At 56.9% G+C, this 13,551-nt stretch carries 14 protein-coding genes; all 14 read left to right on the forward strand.

The window, feature by feature from the left end; all coding sequences use genetic code 11:
- Nucleotides 1–429 precede the first annotated feature (429 nt).
- The 14 genes from mnmG to glmU all read left to right on the forward strand — a co-directional run bounded on the left by mnmG (nucleotide 430) and on the right by glmU (nucleotide 13,415).
- Complete coding sequence (gene mnmG, locus QMX98_RS15170; protein ID WP_077748851.1) at nucleotides 430–2,328, forward strand: tRNA uridine-5-carboxymethylaminomethyl(34) synthesis enzyme MnmG; 1,899 nt, start codon at nucleotides 430–432, stop codon at nucleotides 2,326–2,328.
- On the forward strand, nucleotides 2,325–2,969 hold the full coding sequence (rsmG, locus tag QMX98_RS15175; protein ID WP_282410983.1) for a 16S rRNA (guanine(527)-N(7))-methyltransferase RsmG: 645 nt from the start codon (nucleotides 2,325–2,327) through the stop codon (nucleotides 2,967–2,969). Before mnmG ends, rsmG begins: the two co-directional genes overlap by 4 nt.
- Nucleotides 2,970–2,987: 18 nt before the next feature.
- On the forward strand, nucleotides 2,988–3,785 hold the full coding sequence (locus QMX98_RS15180) for a ParA family protein (protein WP_010465477.1): 798 nt from the start codon (nucleotides 2,988–2,990) through the stop codon (nucleotides 3,783–3,785).
- Nucleotides 3,786–3,794: 9 nt separating this feature from the next.
- Nucleotides 3,795–4,667, forward strand: coding sequence for a ParB/RepB/Spo0J family partition protein (locus QMX98_RS15185; protein ID WP_077748853.1), 873 nt, complete (start codon nucleotides 3,795–3,797; stop codon nucleotides 4,665–4,667).
- 148 nt (nucleotides 4,668–4,815) lie between these two features.
- Nucleotides 4,816–5,223, forward strand: a complete 408-nt coding sequence (locus tag QMX98_RS15190; protein ID WP_010465473.1) for a F0F1 ATP synthase subunit I — start codon at nucleotides 4,816–4,818, stop codon at nucleotides 5,221–5,223.
- Between the two features lie 16 nt (nucleotides 5,224–5,239).
- Complete coding sequence (atpB, locus tag QMX98_RS15195) at nucleotides 5,240–6,109, forward strand: F0F1 ATP synthase subunit A (RefSeq protein WP_010465471.1); 870 nt, start codon at nucleotides 5,240–5,242, stop codon at nucleotides 6,107–6,109.
- Between the two features lie 133 nt (nucleotides 6,110–6,242).
- The gene (gene atpE / locus QMX98_RS15200) at nucleotides 6,243–6,500 is read left to right on the forward strand and encodes a F0F1 ATP synthase subunit C (RefSeq protein ID WP_002555987.1); all 258 of its coding nucleotides are present in this window, start codon (nucleotides 6,243–6,245) and stop codon (nucleotides 6,498–6,500) included.
- A 56-nt stretch (nucleotides 6,501–6,556) separates the two neighbouring features.
- Nucleotides 6,557–7,027 carry a F0F1 ATP synthase subunit B gene (locus tag QMX98_RS15205; RefSeq protein WP_007948090.1) on the forward strand — a complete coding sequence of 157 codons (471 nt, stop codon included), beginning with the start codon at nucleotides 6,557–6,559 and terminating at the stop codon, nucleotides 7,025–7,027.
- A gap of 12 nt (nucleotides 7,028–7,039) precedes the next feature.
- Nucleotides 7,040–7,576 (forward strand): F0F1 ATP synthase subunit delta, encoded by a 537-nt coding sequence (locus QMX98_RS15210; RefSeq protein ID WP_010465467.1) that lies wholly within the window; start codon nucleotides 7,040–7,042, stop codon nucleotides 7,574–7,576.
- Between the two features lie 21 nt (nucleotides 7,577–7,597).
- Nucleotides 7,598–9,142, forward strand: a complete 1,545-nt coding sequence (gene atpA, locus QMX98_RS15215) for a F0F1 ATP synthase subunit alpha (RefSeq protein WP_010465465.1) — start codon at nucleotides 7,598–7,600, stop codon at nucleotides 9,140–9,142.
- Between the two features lie 50 nt (nucleotides 9,143–9,192).
- Nucleotides 9,193–10,053: a F0F1 ATP synthase subunit gamma gene (gene atpG, locus QMX98_RS15220; protein WP_010465463.1), complete on the forward strand. Its 861-nt coding sequence runs from the start codon at nucleotides 9,193–9,195 to the stop codon at nucleotides 10,051–10,053.
- Nucleotides 10,054–10,080: 27 nt separating this feature from the next.
- The gene (gene atpD / locus QMX98_RS15225; RefSeq protein ID WP_008155715.1) at nucleotides 10,081–11,460 is read left to right on the forward strand and encodes a F0F1 ATP synthase subunit beta; all 1,380 of its coding nucleotides are present in this window, start codon (nucleotides 10,081–10,083) and stop codon (nucleotides 11,458–11,460) included.
- A gap of 45 nt (nucleotides 11,461–11,505) precedes the next feature.
- Complete coding sequence (locus QMX98_RS15230; RefSeq protein WP_010465460.1) at nucleotides 11,506–11,931, forward strand: F0F1 ATP synthase subunit epsilon; 426 nt, start codon at nucleotides 11,506–11,508, stop codon at nucleotides 11,929–11,931.
- A gap of 116 nt (nucleotides 11,932–12,047) precedes the next feature.
- Nucleotides 12,048–13,415, forward strand: a complete 1,368-nt coding sequence (gene glmU / locus QMX98_RS15235; RefSeq protein WP_282410984.1) for a bifunctional UDP-N-acetylglucosamine diphosphorylase/glucosamine-1-phosphate N-acetyltransferase GlmU — start codon at nucleotides 12,048–12,050, stop codon at nucleotides 13,413–13,415.
- The last annotated feature ends 136 nt before the right edge of the window (nucleotides 13,416–13,551 follow it).

Here is a 13,551-nt window from a genome sequence, read left to right on the forward strand (position 1 = left end):
CGATCAGCATTTATCTGTGGATTAAGCCCTGTGAGTAAGTGCCACTAAGGGCAGTTGATAACAGGGCGTGAAAACTGAAGATAACCGCCCCTGTGGATAACCATCCCTTTCATCCACAGGCTTAAACCGGTTATCCAAGGGCCTCCTTGGTACATGACCACAGGGTTTTGAATCGCTGTACATATTGAATATAAAGGCTTGTAGCGATCTATCCACAGAAATGTGGCTCAGTAGAAATAAACATAAAAACAAAGATTTAATAAATTTCTCTCTTTTTAATTTCTATAACCCCGACTTCTCCACAGCTGGTTAAATTTTGTGCAAAGGGTTCTTTAGGAAGGGCGAAGTCCCTATACTTGTCGACCAGGTCCAGAAACCTGAGCTCAAACTATTCCTGATTACCTAACTGAAGCAGGCACGAGGTGCGTGGTGGATTTCCCTTCCCGTTTTGAAGTGATCGTCATCGGCGGCGGTCATGCCGGTACCGAGGCAGCACTGGCCTCAGCACGTATGGGTGCAAAAACCCTGTTGTTGACGCATAACGTGGAAACCCTCGGTGCCATGAGTTGCAACCCCGCCATCGGTGGGATCGGTAAAAGCCATCTGGTGAAAGAAATCGATGCCCTCGGCGGCGCGATGGCCATGGCTACCGACAAAGGTGGTATTCAATTTCGCGTGTTGAACAGCCGCAAAGGCCCGGCCGTACGAGCGACTCGCGCTCAGGCAGACCGGGTTCTGTACAAGGCCGCTGTCCGCGAAGCTTTGGAAAACCAGCCGAACCTGTGGATATTTCAACAAGCTGCTGATGACCTGATCGTCGAGCAGGAACAAGTGCGCGGTGTTGTCACCCAGATGGGTCTGCGTTTCTTCGCCGATTCCGTGGTGTTGACCACTGGCACCTTCCTCGGTGGACTTATCCACATCGGCTTGCAGAATTACTCCGGTGGCCGTGCCGGCGATCCGCCATCGATCGCCCTGGCTCATCGTCTGCGTGAATTGCCGCTGCGAGTCGGTCGCCTGAAAACCGGTACGCCACCGCGGATCGACGGTCGCTCTGTGGATTTCTCGGTGATGACCGAGCAAGCAGGCGATACACCGATCCCGGTGATGTCCTTCATGGGTTCCAAAGAGCAACATCCGAAACAGGTGAGCTGCTGGATTACCCACACCAACGCTCGCACCCACGAAATCATTGCCGCCAACCTCGATCGTTCTCCGATGTATTCCGATGCAGGGCTGATCGAAGGCATCGGCCCGCGGTATTGCCCGTCGATCGAAGACAAGATCCACCGCTTTGCCGACAAGGAAAGCCACCAGGTCTTCATCGAGCCGGAAGGTTTGACTACGCACGAGCTGTACCCGAACGGGATATCCACCTCCTTGCCGTTCGACGTGCAACTGCAGATCGTGCAATCGATCCGCGGCATGGAAAACGCGCACATTGTTCGTCCTGGCTACGCCATCGAGTACGACTACTTCGACCCGCGTGACCTGAAGTACAGCCTCGAAACCAAAGTCATCGGCGGTCTGTTTTTCGCCGGGCAAATCAACGGCACCACTGGTTACGAAGAAGCCGGCGCCCAGGGTTTGCTGGCTGGCGCCAACGCGGCTCTGCGTGCGCAGGGCAAAGATGCCTGGTGCCCGCGTCGCGACGAGGCCTACATCGGGGTGTTGGTCGACGACCTGATTACTCTCGGTACTCAAGAGCCGTACCGGATGTTTACGTCCCGTGCCGAGTACCGCCTGATCCTGCGTGAAGACAACGCCGACCTGCGTCTGACCGAAAAAGGTCGCGAGCTGGGTCTGGTGGATGACGCGCGTTGGGCGGCCTTCTGCAAGAAACGCGAAAGCATCGACCTTGAAGAACAGCGCCTGAAAAGTACCTGGGTCCGCCCGGGCACTGAGCAGGGCGATGCGATTTCCGAGAAGTTCGGTACGCCGCTGACTCACGAATACAATTTGCTCAACCTGCTGAGCCGTCCGGAAATCGACTACGCTGGTCTGATCGCCGTGACCGGTGGTGGCGCGGAAGATCCACAAGTCGCCGAGCAGGTCGAAATCAAGACCAAGTACGCCGGCTACATCGATCGCCAGCAGGATGAAATCGCTCGTCTGCGGGCCAGTGAAGATACAAAACTGCCTGTGGATATCGATTACACAAACATTTCCGGTCTCTCAAAAGAGATCCAGAGCAAGCTCGGCGCGACCCGTCCAGAGACTTTGGGCCAGGCGTCACGTATCCCGGGTGTCACGCCGGCAGCGATTTCGCTGTTGATGATTCATTTGAAAAAACGCGGCGCGGGCCGTCAGTTGGAGCAAAGCGCTTGAGTTCGTTGGTCACCTCGCAACATGCCGAAGAGTTATCCACAGGCGCTCGCCAGCTCGGTGTCACGCTGACAGAAGCCCAGCATGCGCAGCTGCTGGCCTACCTGGCCCTGTTGATCAAATGGAACAAGGCTTACAACCTGACTGCCGTGCGCGATCCGGACGAAATGGTCTCCCGTCATCTGCTCGATAGTTTGAGCGTGATGTCGTTTGTCGAGAATGGTCGCTGGCTGGACGTTGGCAGCGGCGGCGGCATGCCGGGTATTCCGTTGGCCATCCTGTTTCCAGAGTCGCAAGTGACCTGTTTGGACAGCAACGGCAAGAAAACCCGCTTCCTGACCCAGGTCAAACTCGAACTCAAACTGGACAACCTGCAAGTTATCCACAGTCGTGTCGAAGCTTTCCAGCCTGCCCAGCCATTCAACGGGATCATCTCCCGGGCGTTCAGCAGCATGGAAAACTTCAGCAACTGGACTCGCCACTTGGGCGATGCCGATACACGCTGGCTGGCAATGAAGGGCGTTCATCCGGCTGATGAGCTGGTAGCATTGCCGGCAGACTTCCACCTCGATAGCGAACACGCCCTGGCCGTACCTGGTTGCCAAGGCCAACGCCATCTGCTGATACTGCGCCGCACGGCATGATTGGGAACACAAGCAAGAATGGCTAAGGTATTCGCGATAGCGAACCAGAAAGGTGGTGTGGGTAAAACCACCACCTGCATCAACCTCGCAGCATCCCTGGTCGCTACCAAGCGCCGGGTGCTGTTGATCGATCTCGATCCACAGGGCAACGCCACCATGGGTAGCGGTGTGGATAAACACGGGCTGGAAAACTCGGTCTACGACCTGCTGATCGGCGAGTGCGACCTGGCTGAGGCCATGCACTACTCCGAGCACGGCGGATACCAGCTGTTGCCGGCCAACCGTGACTTGACTGCAGCCGAAGTGGTTCTGCTGGAAATGCAGATGAAGGAAAGTCGCCTGCGCAGTGCGTTGGCGCCGATCCGTGAAAACTACGATTACATTTTGATCGACTGCCCGCCGTCGTTGTCGATGCTGACGCTGAACGCGTTGGTTGCAGCTGACGGGGTAATTATCCCCATGCAGTGCGAGTACTTCGCGCTCGAAGGTTTGAGCGACCTTGTGGATAACATCAAGCGCATCGCTGAATTGCTCAACCCGAATCTGAAAGTCGAAGGCCTGTTGCGGACCATGTATGACCCGCGCCTGAGCCTGATGAACGATGTATCGGCGCAGCTCAAGGAACACTTCGGCGAGCAGCTGTACGACACCGTCATCCCGCGCAACATCCGTCTGGCCGAAGCACCTAGCTATGGCATGCCGGCGCTGGCCTACGACAAAGCATCGCGTGGCGCTATCGCCTATCTGGCGTTGGCCGGCGAGCTTGTTCGTCGTCAACGCAAAAACTCACGCACCGCCGCCGCTCAGGCAACTTAAGGAATCCCCATGGCCGTCAAGAAACGAGGTCTCGGACGTGGACTGGATGCACTGCTGAGTGGTCCGACTGTCAGCTCGCTGGAAGAACAAGCGGTCCAGGCCGATCAGCGTGAGCTGCAGCACCTGCCCCTGGACCTGATCCAGCGCGGCAAGTACCAGCCGCGACGGGACATGGATCCTCAGGCGCTGGAAGAACTGGCGCAGTCGATCAAGGCCCAGGGCGTGATGCAGCCGATCGTGGTGCGTCCGATAGGCAGCGGTCGCTTTGAAATCATCGCCGGTGAACGCCGCTGGCGCGCCAGCCAGCAGGCTGGCCAGGAAACCATCCCGGCGATGGTTCGCGATGTGCCGGATGAAACCGCGATCGCCATGGCGCTGATCGAGAACATCCAGCGCGAAGACCTCAATCCCATCGAAGAAGCCGTGGCCTTGCAGCGTTTGCAGCAGGAATTCCAGCTGACTCAGCAGCAAGTCGCCGAAGCCGTGGGCAAATCCCGCGTGACCGTGGCCAACCTGCTACGCTTGATCGCGTTGCCGGAAGTTATCAAAACCATGCTGTCGCACGGCGACCTGGAAATGGGTCATGCGCGTGCTTTGCTCGGTTTACCGGAGAATCAACAGGTTGAAGGGGCGCGACATGTTGTCGCACGAGGACTGACGGTGCGCCAAACCGAGGCACTGGTTCGCCAGTGGTTGAGTGGCAAACAGGAGCCTGCTGAACCGGTTAAACAGGACCCTGATATCGCCCGACTCGAGCAGCGCCTGGCTGAACGCCTAGGCTCTGCGGTGCAGATCCGCCACGGAAAGAAGGGGAAAGGGCAGTTGGTTATTGGTTACAACTCCCTCGATGAGCTTCAAGGTGTGCTCGCGCACATTCGTTGAAACATTTCCTCATGTAGCGTGCAGTCGGAAATCACTACCTGACGGTTGAATAGGGGCAGAACCGCCCCTATACTCTGCGCGCATTTTGTCGGCACAAATTATGCCAAGTTATTGAATTCTGGCAGCCGACCATTGGGGAGTAATTGTGATGGAAAGCCGCACGCCAAACCGCTTGCCGTTCCATCGCCTGGCAGTTTTTCCGGTGTTAATGGCTCAGTTTGTCGTTTTGCTGATCGCCGCTTTGGCGCTCTGGCAATGGCACGGAGTCGTTGCCGGGTACTCAGGACTCTGCGGAGGCCTGATAGCTTTGCTGCCCAATGTTTATTTCGCTCACAGGGCATTTCGGTTTTCCGGCGCCCGAGCAGCCCAAGCCATCGTCCGGTCTTTTTATGCCGGTGAGGCGGGCAAACTGATTTTGACGGCAGTGCTCTTTGCATTGACGTTCGCAGGTGTGAAGCCATTGGCGCCGCTAGCTGTATTCGGCGTCTTCGTGTTGACCCAACTGGTCAGCTGGTTCGCGCCCCTGCTGATGAGAACAAGACTTTCGAGACCTTAGGGCGTTTGAGGCAACCATGGCAGAAACAACCGCTTCGGGCTATATCCAGCACCACTTGCAGAACCTGACCTTCGGTCAGCACCCAACTGGCGGGTGGGGTTTTGCCCACACCGCAGCAGAAGCCAAAGAAATGGGCTTCTGGGCTTTCCACGTCGATACTCTCGGCTGGTCGGTCGCGTTGGGTCTGATCTTCGTTCTTCTTTTCCGCATGGCGGCGAAGAAGGCGACTTCCGGTCAGCCTGGTGCTTTGCAGAACTTCGTTGAAGTATTGGTCGAATTCGTCGATGGCAGCGTGAAAGACAGCTTCCATGGCCGTAGCCCGGTGATTGCACCGTTGGCACTGACCATCTTCGTCTGGGTCTTCCTGATGAACGCCGTCGACCTGATTCCGGTCGACTGGATTCCTCAGCTGGCCATCCTGATCACAGGTGATGCGCACATTCCATTCCGTGCCGTATCCACCACTGACCCGAACGCTACCCTGGGCATGGCCCTGTCGGTGTTCGCGTTGATCATTTTCTACAGCATCAAGGTCAAGGGCATCGGCGGCTTTATCGGCGAACTGACCCTGCACCCGTTCGGCAGCAAGAACATCTTCGTTCAAGCCCTGCTGATTCCGGTGAACTTCCTGCTGGAGTTCGTGACACTGATTGCCAAGCCAATCTCGTTGGCACTGCGTCTGTTCGGCAACATGTACGCCGGCGAACTGGTCTTCATTCTGATTGCTGTGATGTTCGGCAGCGGTCTGCTCTGGCTTAGCGGCCTGGGCGTAGTTCTGCAGTGGGCGTGGGCTGTGTTCCACATCCTGATCATCACCCTGCAGGCGTTTATCTTCATGATGCTGACCATCGTCTACCTGTCGATGGCACACGAAGAGAACCATTAAGACCAGTCTCGACTAGTCTGATGTCCCATCCGGTCAAACGGGTGGGGGCCCGAACAGGGCTATGAAACGATTTGTTTTACCGCTTTAAAATCTAAAAAACCTAAACCATACGACGTAAAAGTCGGGAGGAAAGATGGAAACTGTAGTTGGTCTAACCGCTATCGCTGTTGCACTGTTGATCGGCCTGGGCGCACTGGGTACCGCAATTGGTTTCGGCCTGTTGGGCGGCAAGTTCCTGGAAGGCGCAGCGCGTCAGCCAGAAATGGTTCCAATGCTGCAAGTTAAAATGTTCATCGTTGCCGGTCTGCTCGACGCCGTAACCATGATCGGTGTTGGTATCGCTCTGTTCTTCACTTTCGCGAACCCATTCGTTGGTCAACTCGCTGGCTAATTACTCGAACCTTCGAGTAATTGGTGTGATGTGCAACGAACGAGCGAGGTGTTGGCGTGAACATTAATGCAACCCTGATTGGCCAGTCCGTTGCGTTCTTCATTTTTGTACTGTTTTGCATGAAGTTCGTGTGGCCTCCGGTCATCGCGGCTTTGCACGAACGTCAGAAGAAGATCGCGGATGGACTGGACGCTGCCGCCCGAGCAGCTCGCGACCTGGAGCTGGCCCAAGATAAAGCGGGTCAGCAACTGCGCGAAGCAAAAGCTCAGGCAGCCGAAATCATTGAGCAAGCCAAGAAACGCGGTAACCAGATCGTTGAAGAGGCTGTTGAAAAAGCCCGTATCGACGCTGACCGTGTGAAGGTTCAGGCTCAGGCCGAGATCGAGCAGGAACTGAACAGTGTCAAAGACGCGCTGCGTGCCCAATTGGGTAGCCTGGCAGTCTCTGGCGCCGAGAAGATCCTGGGTTCCACAATCGATCAAAACGCGCACGCGGAGCTGGTAAACAAACTGGCTGCTGAAATTTAAGCGAGGGCGATCATGGCAGAATTGACCACGTTGGCCCGACCTTACGCTAAGGCAGCCTTCGAGCACGCCCAGGCCCACCAGCAACTGGCCTCTTGGTCAGCCATGCTCGGCCTGGCTGCAGCAGTGTCGCAAGACGGCACTATGCAGCGCGTGCTCAAGGCCCCGCGACTGACGAGCGCAAACAAGGCCGCCACGTTTATTGACGTGTGCGGCGACAAGTTTGATGCCAAGGCACAGAACTTCATTCACGTCGTTGCCGAAAACGACCGTCTCCCGCTTTTGCCGGAGATATCCGCTCTGTTCGACCTGTACAAGGCTGAACAAGAGAAGTCGGTAGACGTTGAAGTGACCAGTGCTTTTGCATTGAACCAAGAACAGCAAGACAAACTCGCCAAGGTTCTCAGTGCACGACTCAACCGGGAAGTGCGCCTGCAAGTCGAGGAAGACAAATCCCTTATTGGGGGCATTGTCATCCGCGCCGGCGACCTGGTTATCGATGGCTCGGTTCGCGGCAAACTCGCGAGCCTTGCCGAAGCATTGAAATCTTGAGTTTGAAGGGGCAGCAGAGCAATGCAGCAACTCAATCCTTCCGAAATAAGTGAAATTATCAAGGGCCGCATCGACAAGCTCGATGTGACCTCCCAAGCCCGTAACGAAGGCACTGTCGTCAGCGTATCTGACGGTATCGTGCGGATTCACGGTCTGGCCGACGTCATGTACGGCGAGATGATCGAGTTTCCGGGCGGCGTCTTCGGTATGGCTCTCAACCTGGAGCAAGACTCCGTAGGTGCCGTTGTATTGGGCTCCTACCAGTCTCTGGCTGAAGGCATGAGCGCCAAGTGCACCGGCCGTATCCTCGAAGTTCCGGTTGGTAAGGAACTGCTGGGTCGCGTAGTCGACGCACTGGGTAACCCAGTTGACGGCAAAGGTCCGCTGAACAACACCGAGACCGATGCGGTCGAGAAGGTTGCTCCAGGCGTGATCTGGCGTAAGTCGGTAGACCAGCCTGTACAGACTGGCTACAAGGCTGTCGATGCCATGATTCCTGTCGGCCGTGGCCAGCGTGAGCTGATCATCGGTGACCGTCAGATCGGTAAAACCGCTCTGGCGATCGACGCGATCATCAACCAGAAAGACAGCGGCATTTTCTGCGTCTACGTCGCGATCGGTCAGAAGCAATCGACCATCGCCAACGTGGTTCGCAAGCTGGAAGAAAACGGCGCACTGGCTAACACCATCGTCGTGGCAGCGAGCGCTTCGGAATCTGCAGCACTGCAATTCCTGGCACCGTACTCCGGTTGCACCATGGGTGAATTCTTCCGCGACCGCGGTGAAGACGCGCTGATCGTTTATGACGATCTGTCCAAGCAAGCAGTGGCTTATCGCCAGATTTCCCTGCTGCTGCGCCGTCCACCAGGCCGTGAAGCTTACCCAGGCGACGTGTTCTATCTCCACTCCCGTCTGCTGGAGCGCGCATCCCGCGTTTCGGAAGAGTACGTAGAGAAGTTCACCAACGGCGCAGTGACCGGCAAAACCGGTTCCCTGACCGCACTGCCGATCATCGAAACCCAGGCTGGCGACGTTTCCGCGTTCGTTCCGACCAACGTGATTTCCATCACCGACGGTCAGATCTTCCTGGAATCGGCCATGTTCAACTCCGGGATCCGTCCTGCTGTGAACGCCGGTGTTTCGGTATCCCGTGTGGGTGGTGCCGCTCAGACCAAGATCATCAAGAAGCTCTCCGGTGGTATCCGTACCGCTCTGGCTCAGTACCGTGAACTGGCGGCATTCGCCCAGTTCGCTTCTGACCTGGACGAAGCGACCCGTAAGCAACTTGAGCATGGTCAGCGCGTTACCGAGCTGATGAAGCAGAAGCAATACGCACCAATGTCGATCGCTGACATGGCGCTGTCGCTGTATGCCGCTGAGCGTGGGTTCCTGACTGACGTCGAAATCGCCAAGGTCGGCAGCTTTGAACAAGCGCTGATTGCTTTCTTCAACCGCGATCACGCCGATTTGATGGCGAAGATCAACGTGAAGGGTGACTTCAATGACGAAATCGACGCTGGCATGAAAGCCGGTATCGAGAAGTTCAAGGCCACCCAAACCTGGTAAGCCGCAGCGGGAGCCGCAAGGCTCCCGCTTGCTAACCTGATAGGTGTTACATGGCAGGCGCAAAAGAGATTCGCAGTAAGATTGCGAGCATCAAAAGCACGCAAAAGATTACCAGCGCCATGGAAAAAGTGGCGGTCAGTAAAATGCGCAAGGCACAAATGCGCATGGCTGCTAGCCGTCCTTATGCGGAGCGCATCCGCCAGGTTATTGGCCATCTGGCCAACGCCAACCCGGAATATCGCCACCCATTCATGCTCGACCGTGAAGTAAAGCGCGTCGGTTATGTCGTGGTGAGCAGTGACCGTGGTCTGTGTGGTGGCTTGAACACCAACCTGTTCAAGGCTTTGGTCAAGGACATGGCGGTAAACCGCGAAAACGGCGTCGAGATTGATCTGTGTGTTGTTGGTAGCAAGGGTGCGGCTTTCTTCCGCAACTTCGGCGGTAACGTCGTAGCAGCTATCAGCCACCTGGGTGAAGAGCCGTCGATCAATGACCTGATCGGCAGCGTCAAGGTGATGCTGGATGCCTACCTGGACGGCCGTATTGACCGCCTGTCCGTGGTGTCCAACAAATTCGTTAACACCATGACGCAATCGCCTACCGTGGAGCAGTTGATTCCGCTGGTGGCAACCCCGGATCAGGAACTCAAGCACCACTGGGATTATCTGTACGAACCGGACGCCAAAGAGCTGCTTGACGGCTTGATGGTCCGTTACGTGGAGTCGCAGGTCTACCAGGCGGTGGTCGAGAACAACGCGGCTGAACAAGCTGCGCGGATGATCGCGATGAAGAACGCTACCGACAACGCCGGTGATTTGATCAGCGATTTGCAGCTGGTCTACAACAAGGCGCGTCAGGCTGCGATCACCCAAGAGATCTCGGAAATCGTCGGCGGCGCTGCCGCGGTTTAACGGTTCAAATATTCAGAGGATCCAGCTATGAGTAGCGGACGTATCGTTCAAATCATCGGCGCCGTTATCGACGTGGAATTTCCACGCGACAGCGTACCGAGCATCTACAACGCGCTGAAAGTAGTGAGCGCGGCTGAAACCACCCTCGAAGTTCAGCAACAGCTGGGCGACGGCGTGGTTCGTACCATTGCGATGGGTTCCACCGAAGGCTTGAAGCGCGGTCTGGAAGTCACCGACTCTGGCGCAGCCATCTCCGTACCAGTCGGTAAAGCGACCCTGGGCCGGATCATGGACGTCCTCGGTAACCCGATCGACGAAGCTGGCCCGATCGACACCGAAGAGCGCTGGGGCATTCACCGTCCTGCGCCAACCTTCGCTGAACAAGCGGGCGGCAACGACCTGCTGGAAACCGGCATCAAGGTTATCGACCTGGTTTGCCCGTTCGCCAAGGGTGGTAAAGTCGGTCTGTTCGGTGGTGCCGGTGTAGGCAAAACCGTAAACATGATGGAACTGATCCGTAACATCGCCATCGAGCACAGCGGTTATTCCGTGTTCGCCGGTGTGGGTGAGCGTACTCGTGAGGGTAACGACTTCTACCACGAGATGAAGGATTCCAACGTTCTGGACAAAGTGGCACTGGTTTACGGTCAGATGAACGAGCCGCCGGGTAACCGTCTGCGCGTAGCACTGACCGGCCTGACCATGGCCGAGAAGTTCCGTGACGAAGGTAACGACGTTCTGCTGTTCGTCGACAACATCTATCGTTACACCCTGGCCGGTACTGAAGTATCCGCACTGCTGGGCCGTATGCCTTCCGCAGTAGGTTACCAGCCGACCCTGGCCGAAGAGATGGGTACTCTGCAAGAGCGTATCACTTCGACCAAGAACGGTTCGATCACCTCGATCCAAGCGGTATACGTACCTGCGGATGACTTGACTGACCCGTCGCCAGCGACCACCTTCGCCCACTTGGACGCCACCGTCGTTCTGTCCCGTGACATCGCTTCCCTGGGTATCTACCCAGCGGTCGATCCACTCGACTCGACTTCGCGCCAGCTGGACCCGAACGTAATCGGCCAGGACCACTACGACACCGCTCGCGGCGTACAGTATGTTCTGCAACGTTACAAAGAACTGAAGGACATCATTGCGATCCTGGGTATGGACGAGCTGTCGGAAGCCGACAAGCAGTTGGTAAACCGTGCTCGTAAGATCCAGCGTTTCTTGTCGCAGCCGTTCTTCGTGGCTGAAGTCTTCACCGGTGCTTCGGGTAAATACGTTTCCCTGAAAGACACCATTGCTGGCTTCAAAGGCATCCTCAACGGTGACTACGACCACCTGCCAGAACAAGCGTTCTACATGGTCGGCGGCATCGAAGAAGCGATCGAGAAAGCCAAGAAACTGTAATCCCGGCGCCCGGCAACGGGCGCTAATTTAGGTTGAGGCAATCAGATGGCTATGACAGTCCATTGCGATATCGTCAGCGCGGAAGGGGAAATCTTTTCCGGCCTGGTCGAGATGGTGGTTGCGCACGGTGCACTGGGTGATCTTGGTATCGCCTTGGGTCACGCGCCGCTGATCACTAATCTCAAGCCGGGTCCGATCCGCCTGATCAAGCAGGGCGGGGAAGAGGAGGTGTATTACATCTCCGGTGGTTTCCTCGAGGTTCAGCCGAACATGGTCAAGGTTCTTGCCGACACCGTGCAACGTGCTGCCGACCTGGACGAAGCCTCCGCTCAGGAAGCCGTTAAGGCTGCCGAGAAGGCCTTGCATGAGCGGGGCGCGGAATTCGATTACGGTTCTGCTGCCGCACGTCTGGCCGAGGCCGCAGCTCAGCTGCGCACCGTCCAGCAGATCCGCAAGAAGTTTGGCCACTAATAGGCCATTGCTTGTTGCGCGATTGATTAAAAAGGGTAGCCTCGGCTACCCTTTTTTCTTTTCCGATTTTCATAACCTGGTCGCAGCCGCTGACCACCCAGGATTGGTAGCCAGTCATGTCTCTTGAAATCGTTATTCTCGCTGCCGGCCAAGGCACTCGCATGCGTTCGGCGTTGCCGAAAGTTCTGCACCCGATCGCCGGCAACTCGATGCTTGGTCATGTTATCCACAGCGCCCGGCAACTTGATCCACAGCGCATCCACGTGGTGATTGGCCATGGCGCCGAAGCGGTGCGCGAGCGTCTGGCGGCGGATGATCTGAATTTCGTCCTGCAGGACCAACAGCTGGGTACCGGCCATGCGGTGGCTCAGGCCGTGCCGTTCATCGAGTCCGACACCGTACTGATCCTGTACGGTGACGTTCCGCTGATCGAAGTTGAAACCCTGCAACGTTTGCTCAAGAAAGTGGCCCCGCAGCAACTGGGCTTGCTCACCGTCGAGCTGGATGACCCGACCGGTTATGGCCGCATCGTCCGCGATGCCGCCGGCAAGGTCACGGCCATCGTTGAGCAGAAAGACGCCAACGAGTCCGAGCGCGCAATCACCGAAGGCAACACCGGCATTCTGGCCCTGCCTTTCGCACAGCTGGGTGGATGGATGAGCCGTCTCTCCAACAACAATGCCCAAGGCGAGTATTACCTGACGGACGTGATCGCAATGGCAGTCAGCGATGGTCTGGTGGTGGCCACTGAGCATCCCCATGACGCCATGGAAGTGCAGGGCGCCAACGACCGCAAGCAGCTCGCCGAACTCGAGCGTCATTATCAGTTGCGCGCAGGTCGCCGCTTGATGGCTCAAGGCGTGACCCTGCGTGACCCGGCCCGTTTCGATGTACGCGGTGAAGTCACCGTCGGCCGAGACGTGCTGATCGATATCAACGTGATCCTCGAAGGCAAGGTCGTCATTGAAGATGGCGTGGTGATCGGCCCGAACTGTGTGATCAAGGACAGCACCCTGCGCAAAGGCGTGGTGATCAAAGCCAACAGCCATATCGAAGGTGCGATCCTGGGCGAAGGTAGCGATGCCGGTCCATTCGCACGTCTGCGTCCGGGTACGGTGCTTGAAGCTCGCGCGCATGTGGGTAACTTTGTCGAACTGAAAAACGCCCACCTGGGTGAAGGCGCCAAGGCCGGTCATTTGACCTACTTGGGCGATGCCGAGATCGGTGCGCGCACCAACATTGGCGCGGGCACCATCACGTGCAACTACGATGGCGCCAACAAGTGGAAAACCGTCTTGGGTGAAGACGTGTTCATCGGTTCCAACAACTCGTTGGTGGCGCCTGTGGATATCTCTTCCGGTGCGACGACGGCGGCCGGTTCAACCATCACGCAGAATGTGGATAACGCGCAGTTGGCTGTGGGTCGGGCACGTCAGAAGAACATCGATGGCTGGAAACGGCCGGTGAAGATCAAAAAGAGCTGAGTTATCCACAGCGCGTTGCGGCGGTTTTGAGATTGCCTTCGCGGGCAAGTCGGATCGCCGCCCACTCGCTCTTGAAGGATCCATGTCGTTAACAAATTTTGTGAATGACTCCGGCCCATAGGAGCGAGCGGGTGGC

This window comes from Pseudomonas sp. PS02303, assembly GCF_029959925.1.
Taxonomy (GTDB): Bacteria; Pseudomonadota; Gammaproteobacteria; order Pseudomonadales; family Pseudomonadaceae; genus Aquipseudomonas; species Aquipseudomonas mandelii.

Excerpts from the sequence above, each read along its gene's own strand:
- QMX98_RS15180 (WP_010465477.1), top strand. The coding sequence starts at position 2,988 with ATGGCTAAGGTATTCGCGATAGCGAACCAGAAAGGTGGTGTGGGTAAA.
- QMX98_RS15185 (WP_077748853.1), top strand. The coding sequence starts at position 3,795 with ATGGCCGTCAAGAAACGAGGTCTCGGACGTGGACTGGATGCACTGCTG.
- QMX98_RS15190 (WP_010465473.1), top strand. The coding sequence starts at position 4,816 with ATGGAAAGCCGCACGCCAAACCGCTTGCCGTTCCATCGCCTGGCAGTT.
- atpB (WP_010465471.1), top strand. The coding sequence starts at position 5,240 with ATGGCAGAAACAACCGCTTCGGGCTATATCCAGCACCACTTGCAGAAC.
- atpE (WP_002555987.1), top strand. The coding sequence starts at position 6,243 with ATGGAAACTGTAGTTGGTCTAACCGCTATCGCTGTTGCACTGTTGATC.
- QMX98_RS15210 (WP_010465467.1), top strand. The coding sequence starts at position 7,040 with ATGGCAGAATTGACCACGTTGGCCCGACCTTACGCTAAGGCAGCCTTC.
- atpA (WP_010465465.1), top strand. The coding sequence starts at position 7,598 with ATGCAGCAACTCAATCCTTCCGAAATAAGTGAAATTATCAAGGGCCGC.
- atpG (WP_010465463.1), top strand. The coding sequence starts at position 9,193 with ATGGCAGGCGCAAAAGAGATTCGCAGTAAGATTGCGAGCATCAAAAGC.
- atpD (WP_008155715.1), top strand. The coding sequence starts at position 10,081 with ATGAGTAGCGGACGTATCGTTCAAATCATCGGCGCCGTTATCGACGTG.
- QMX98_RS15230 (WP_010465460.1), top strand. The coding sequence starts at position 11,506 with ATGGCTATGACAGTCCATTGCGATATCGTCAGCGCGGAAGGGGAAATC.
- glmU (WP_282410984.1), top strand. The coding sequence starts at position 12,048 with ATGTCTCTTGAAATCGTTATTCTCGCTGCCGGCCAAGGCACTCGCATG.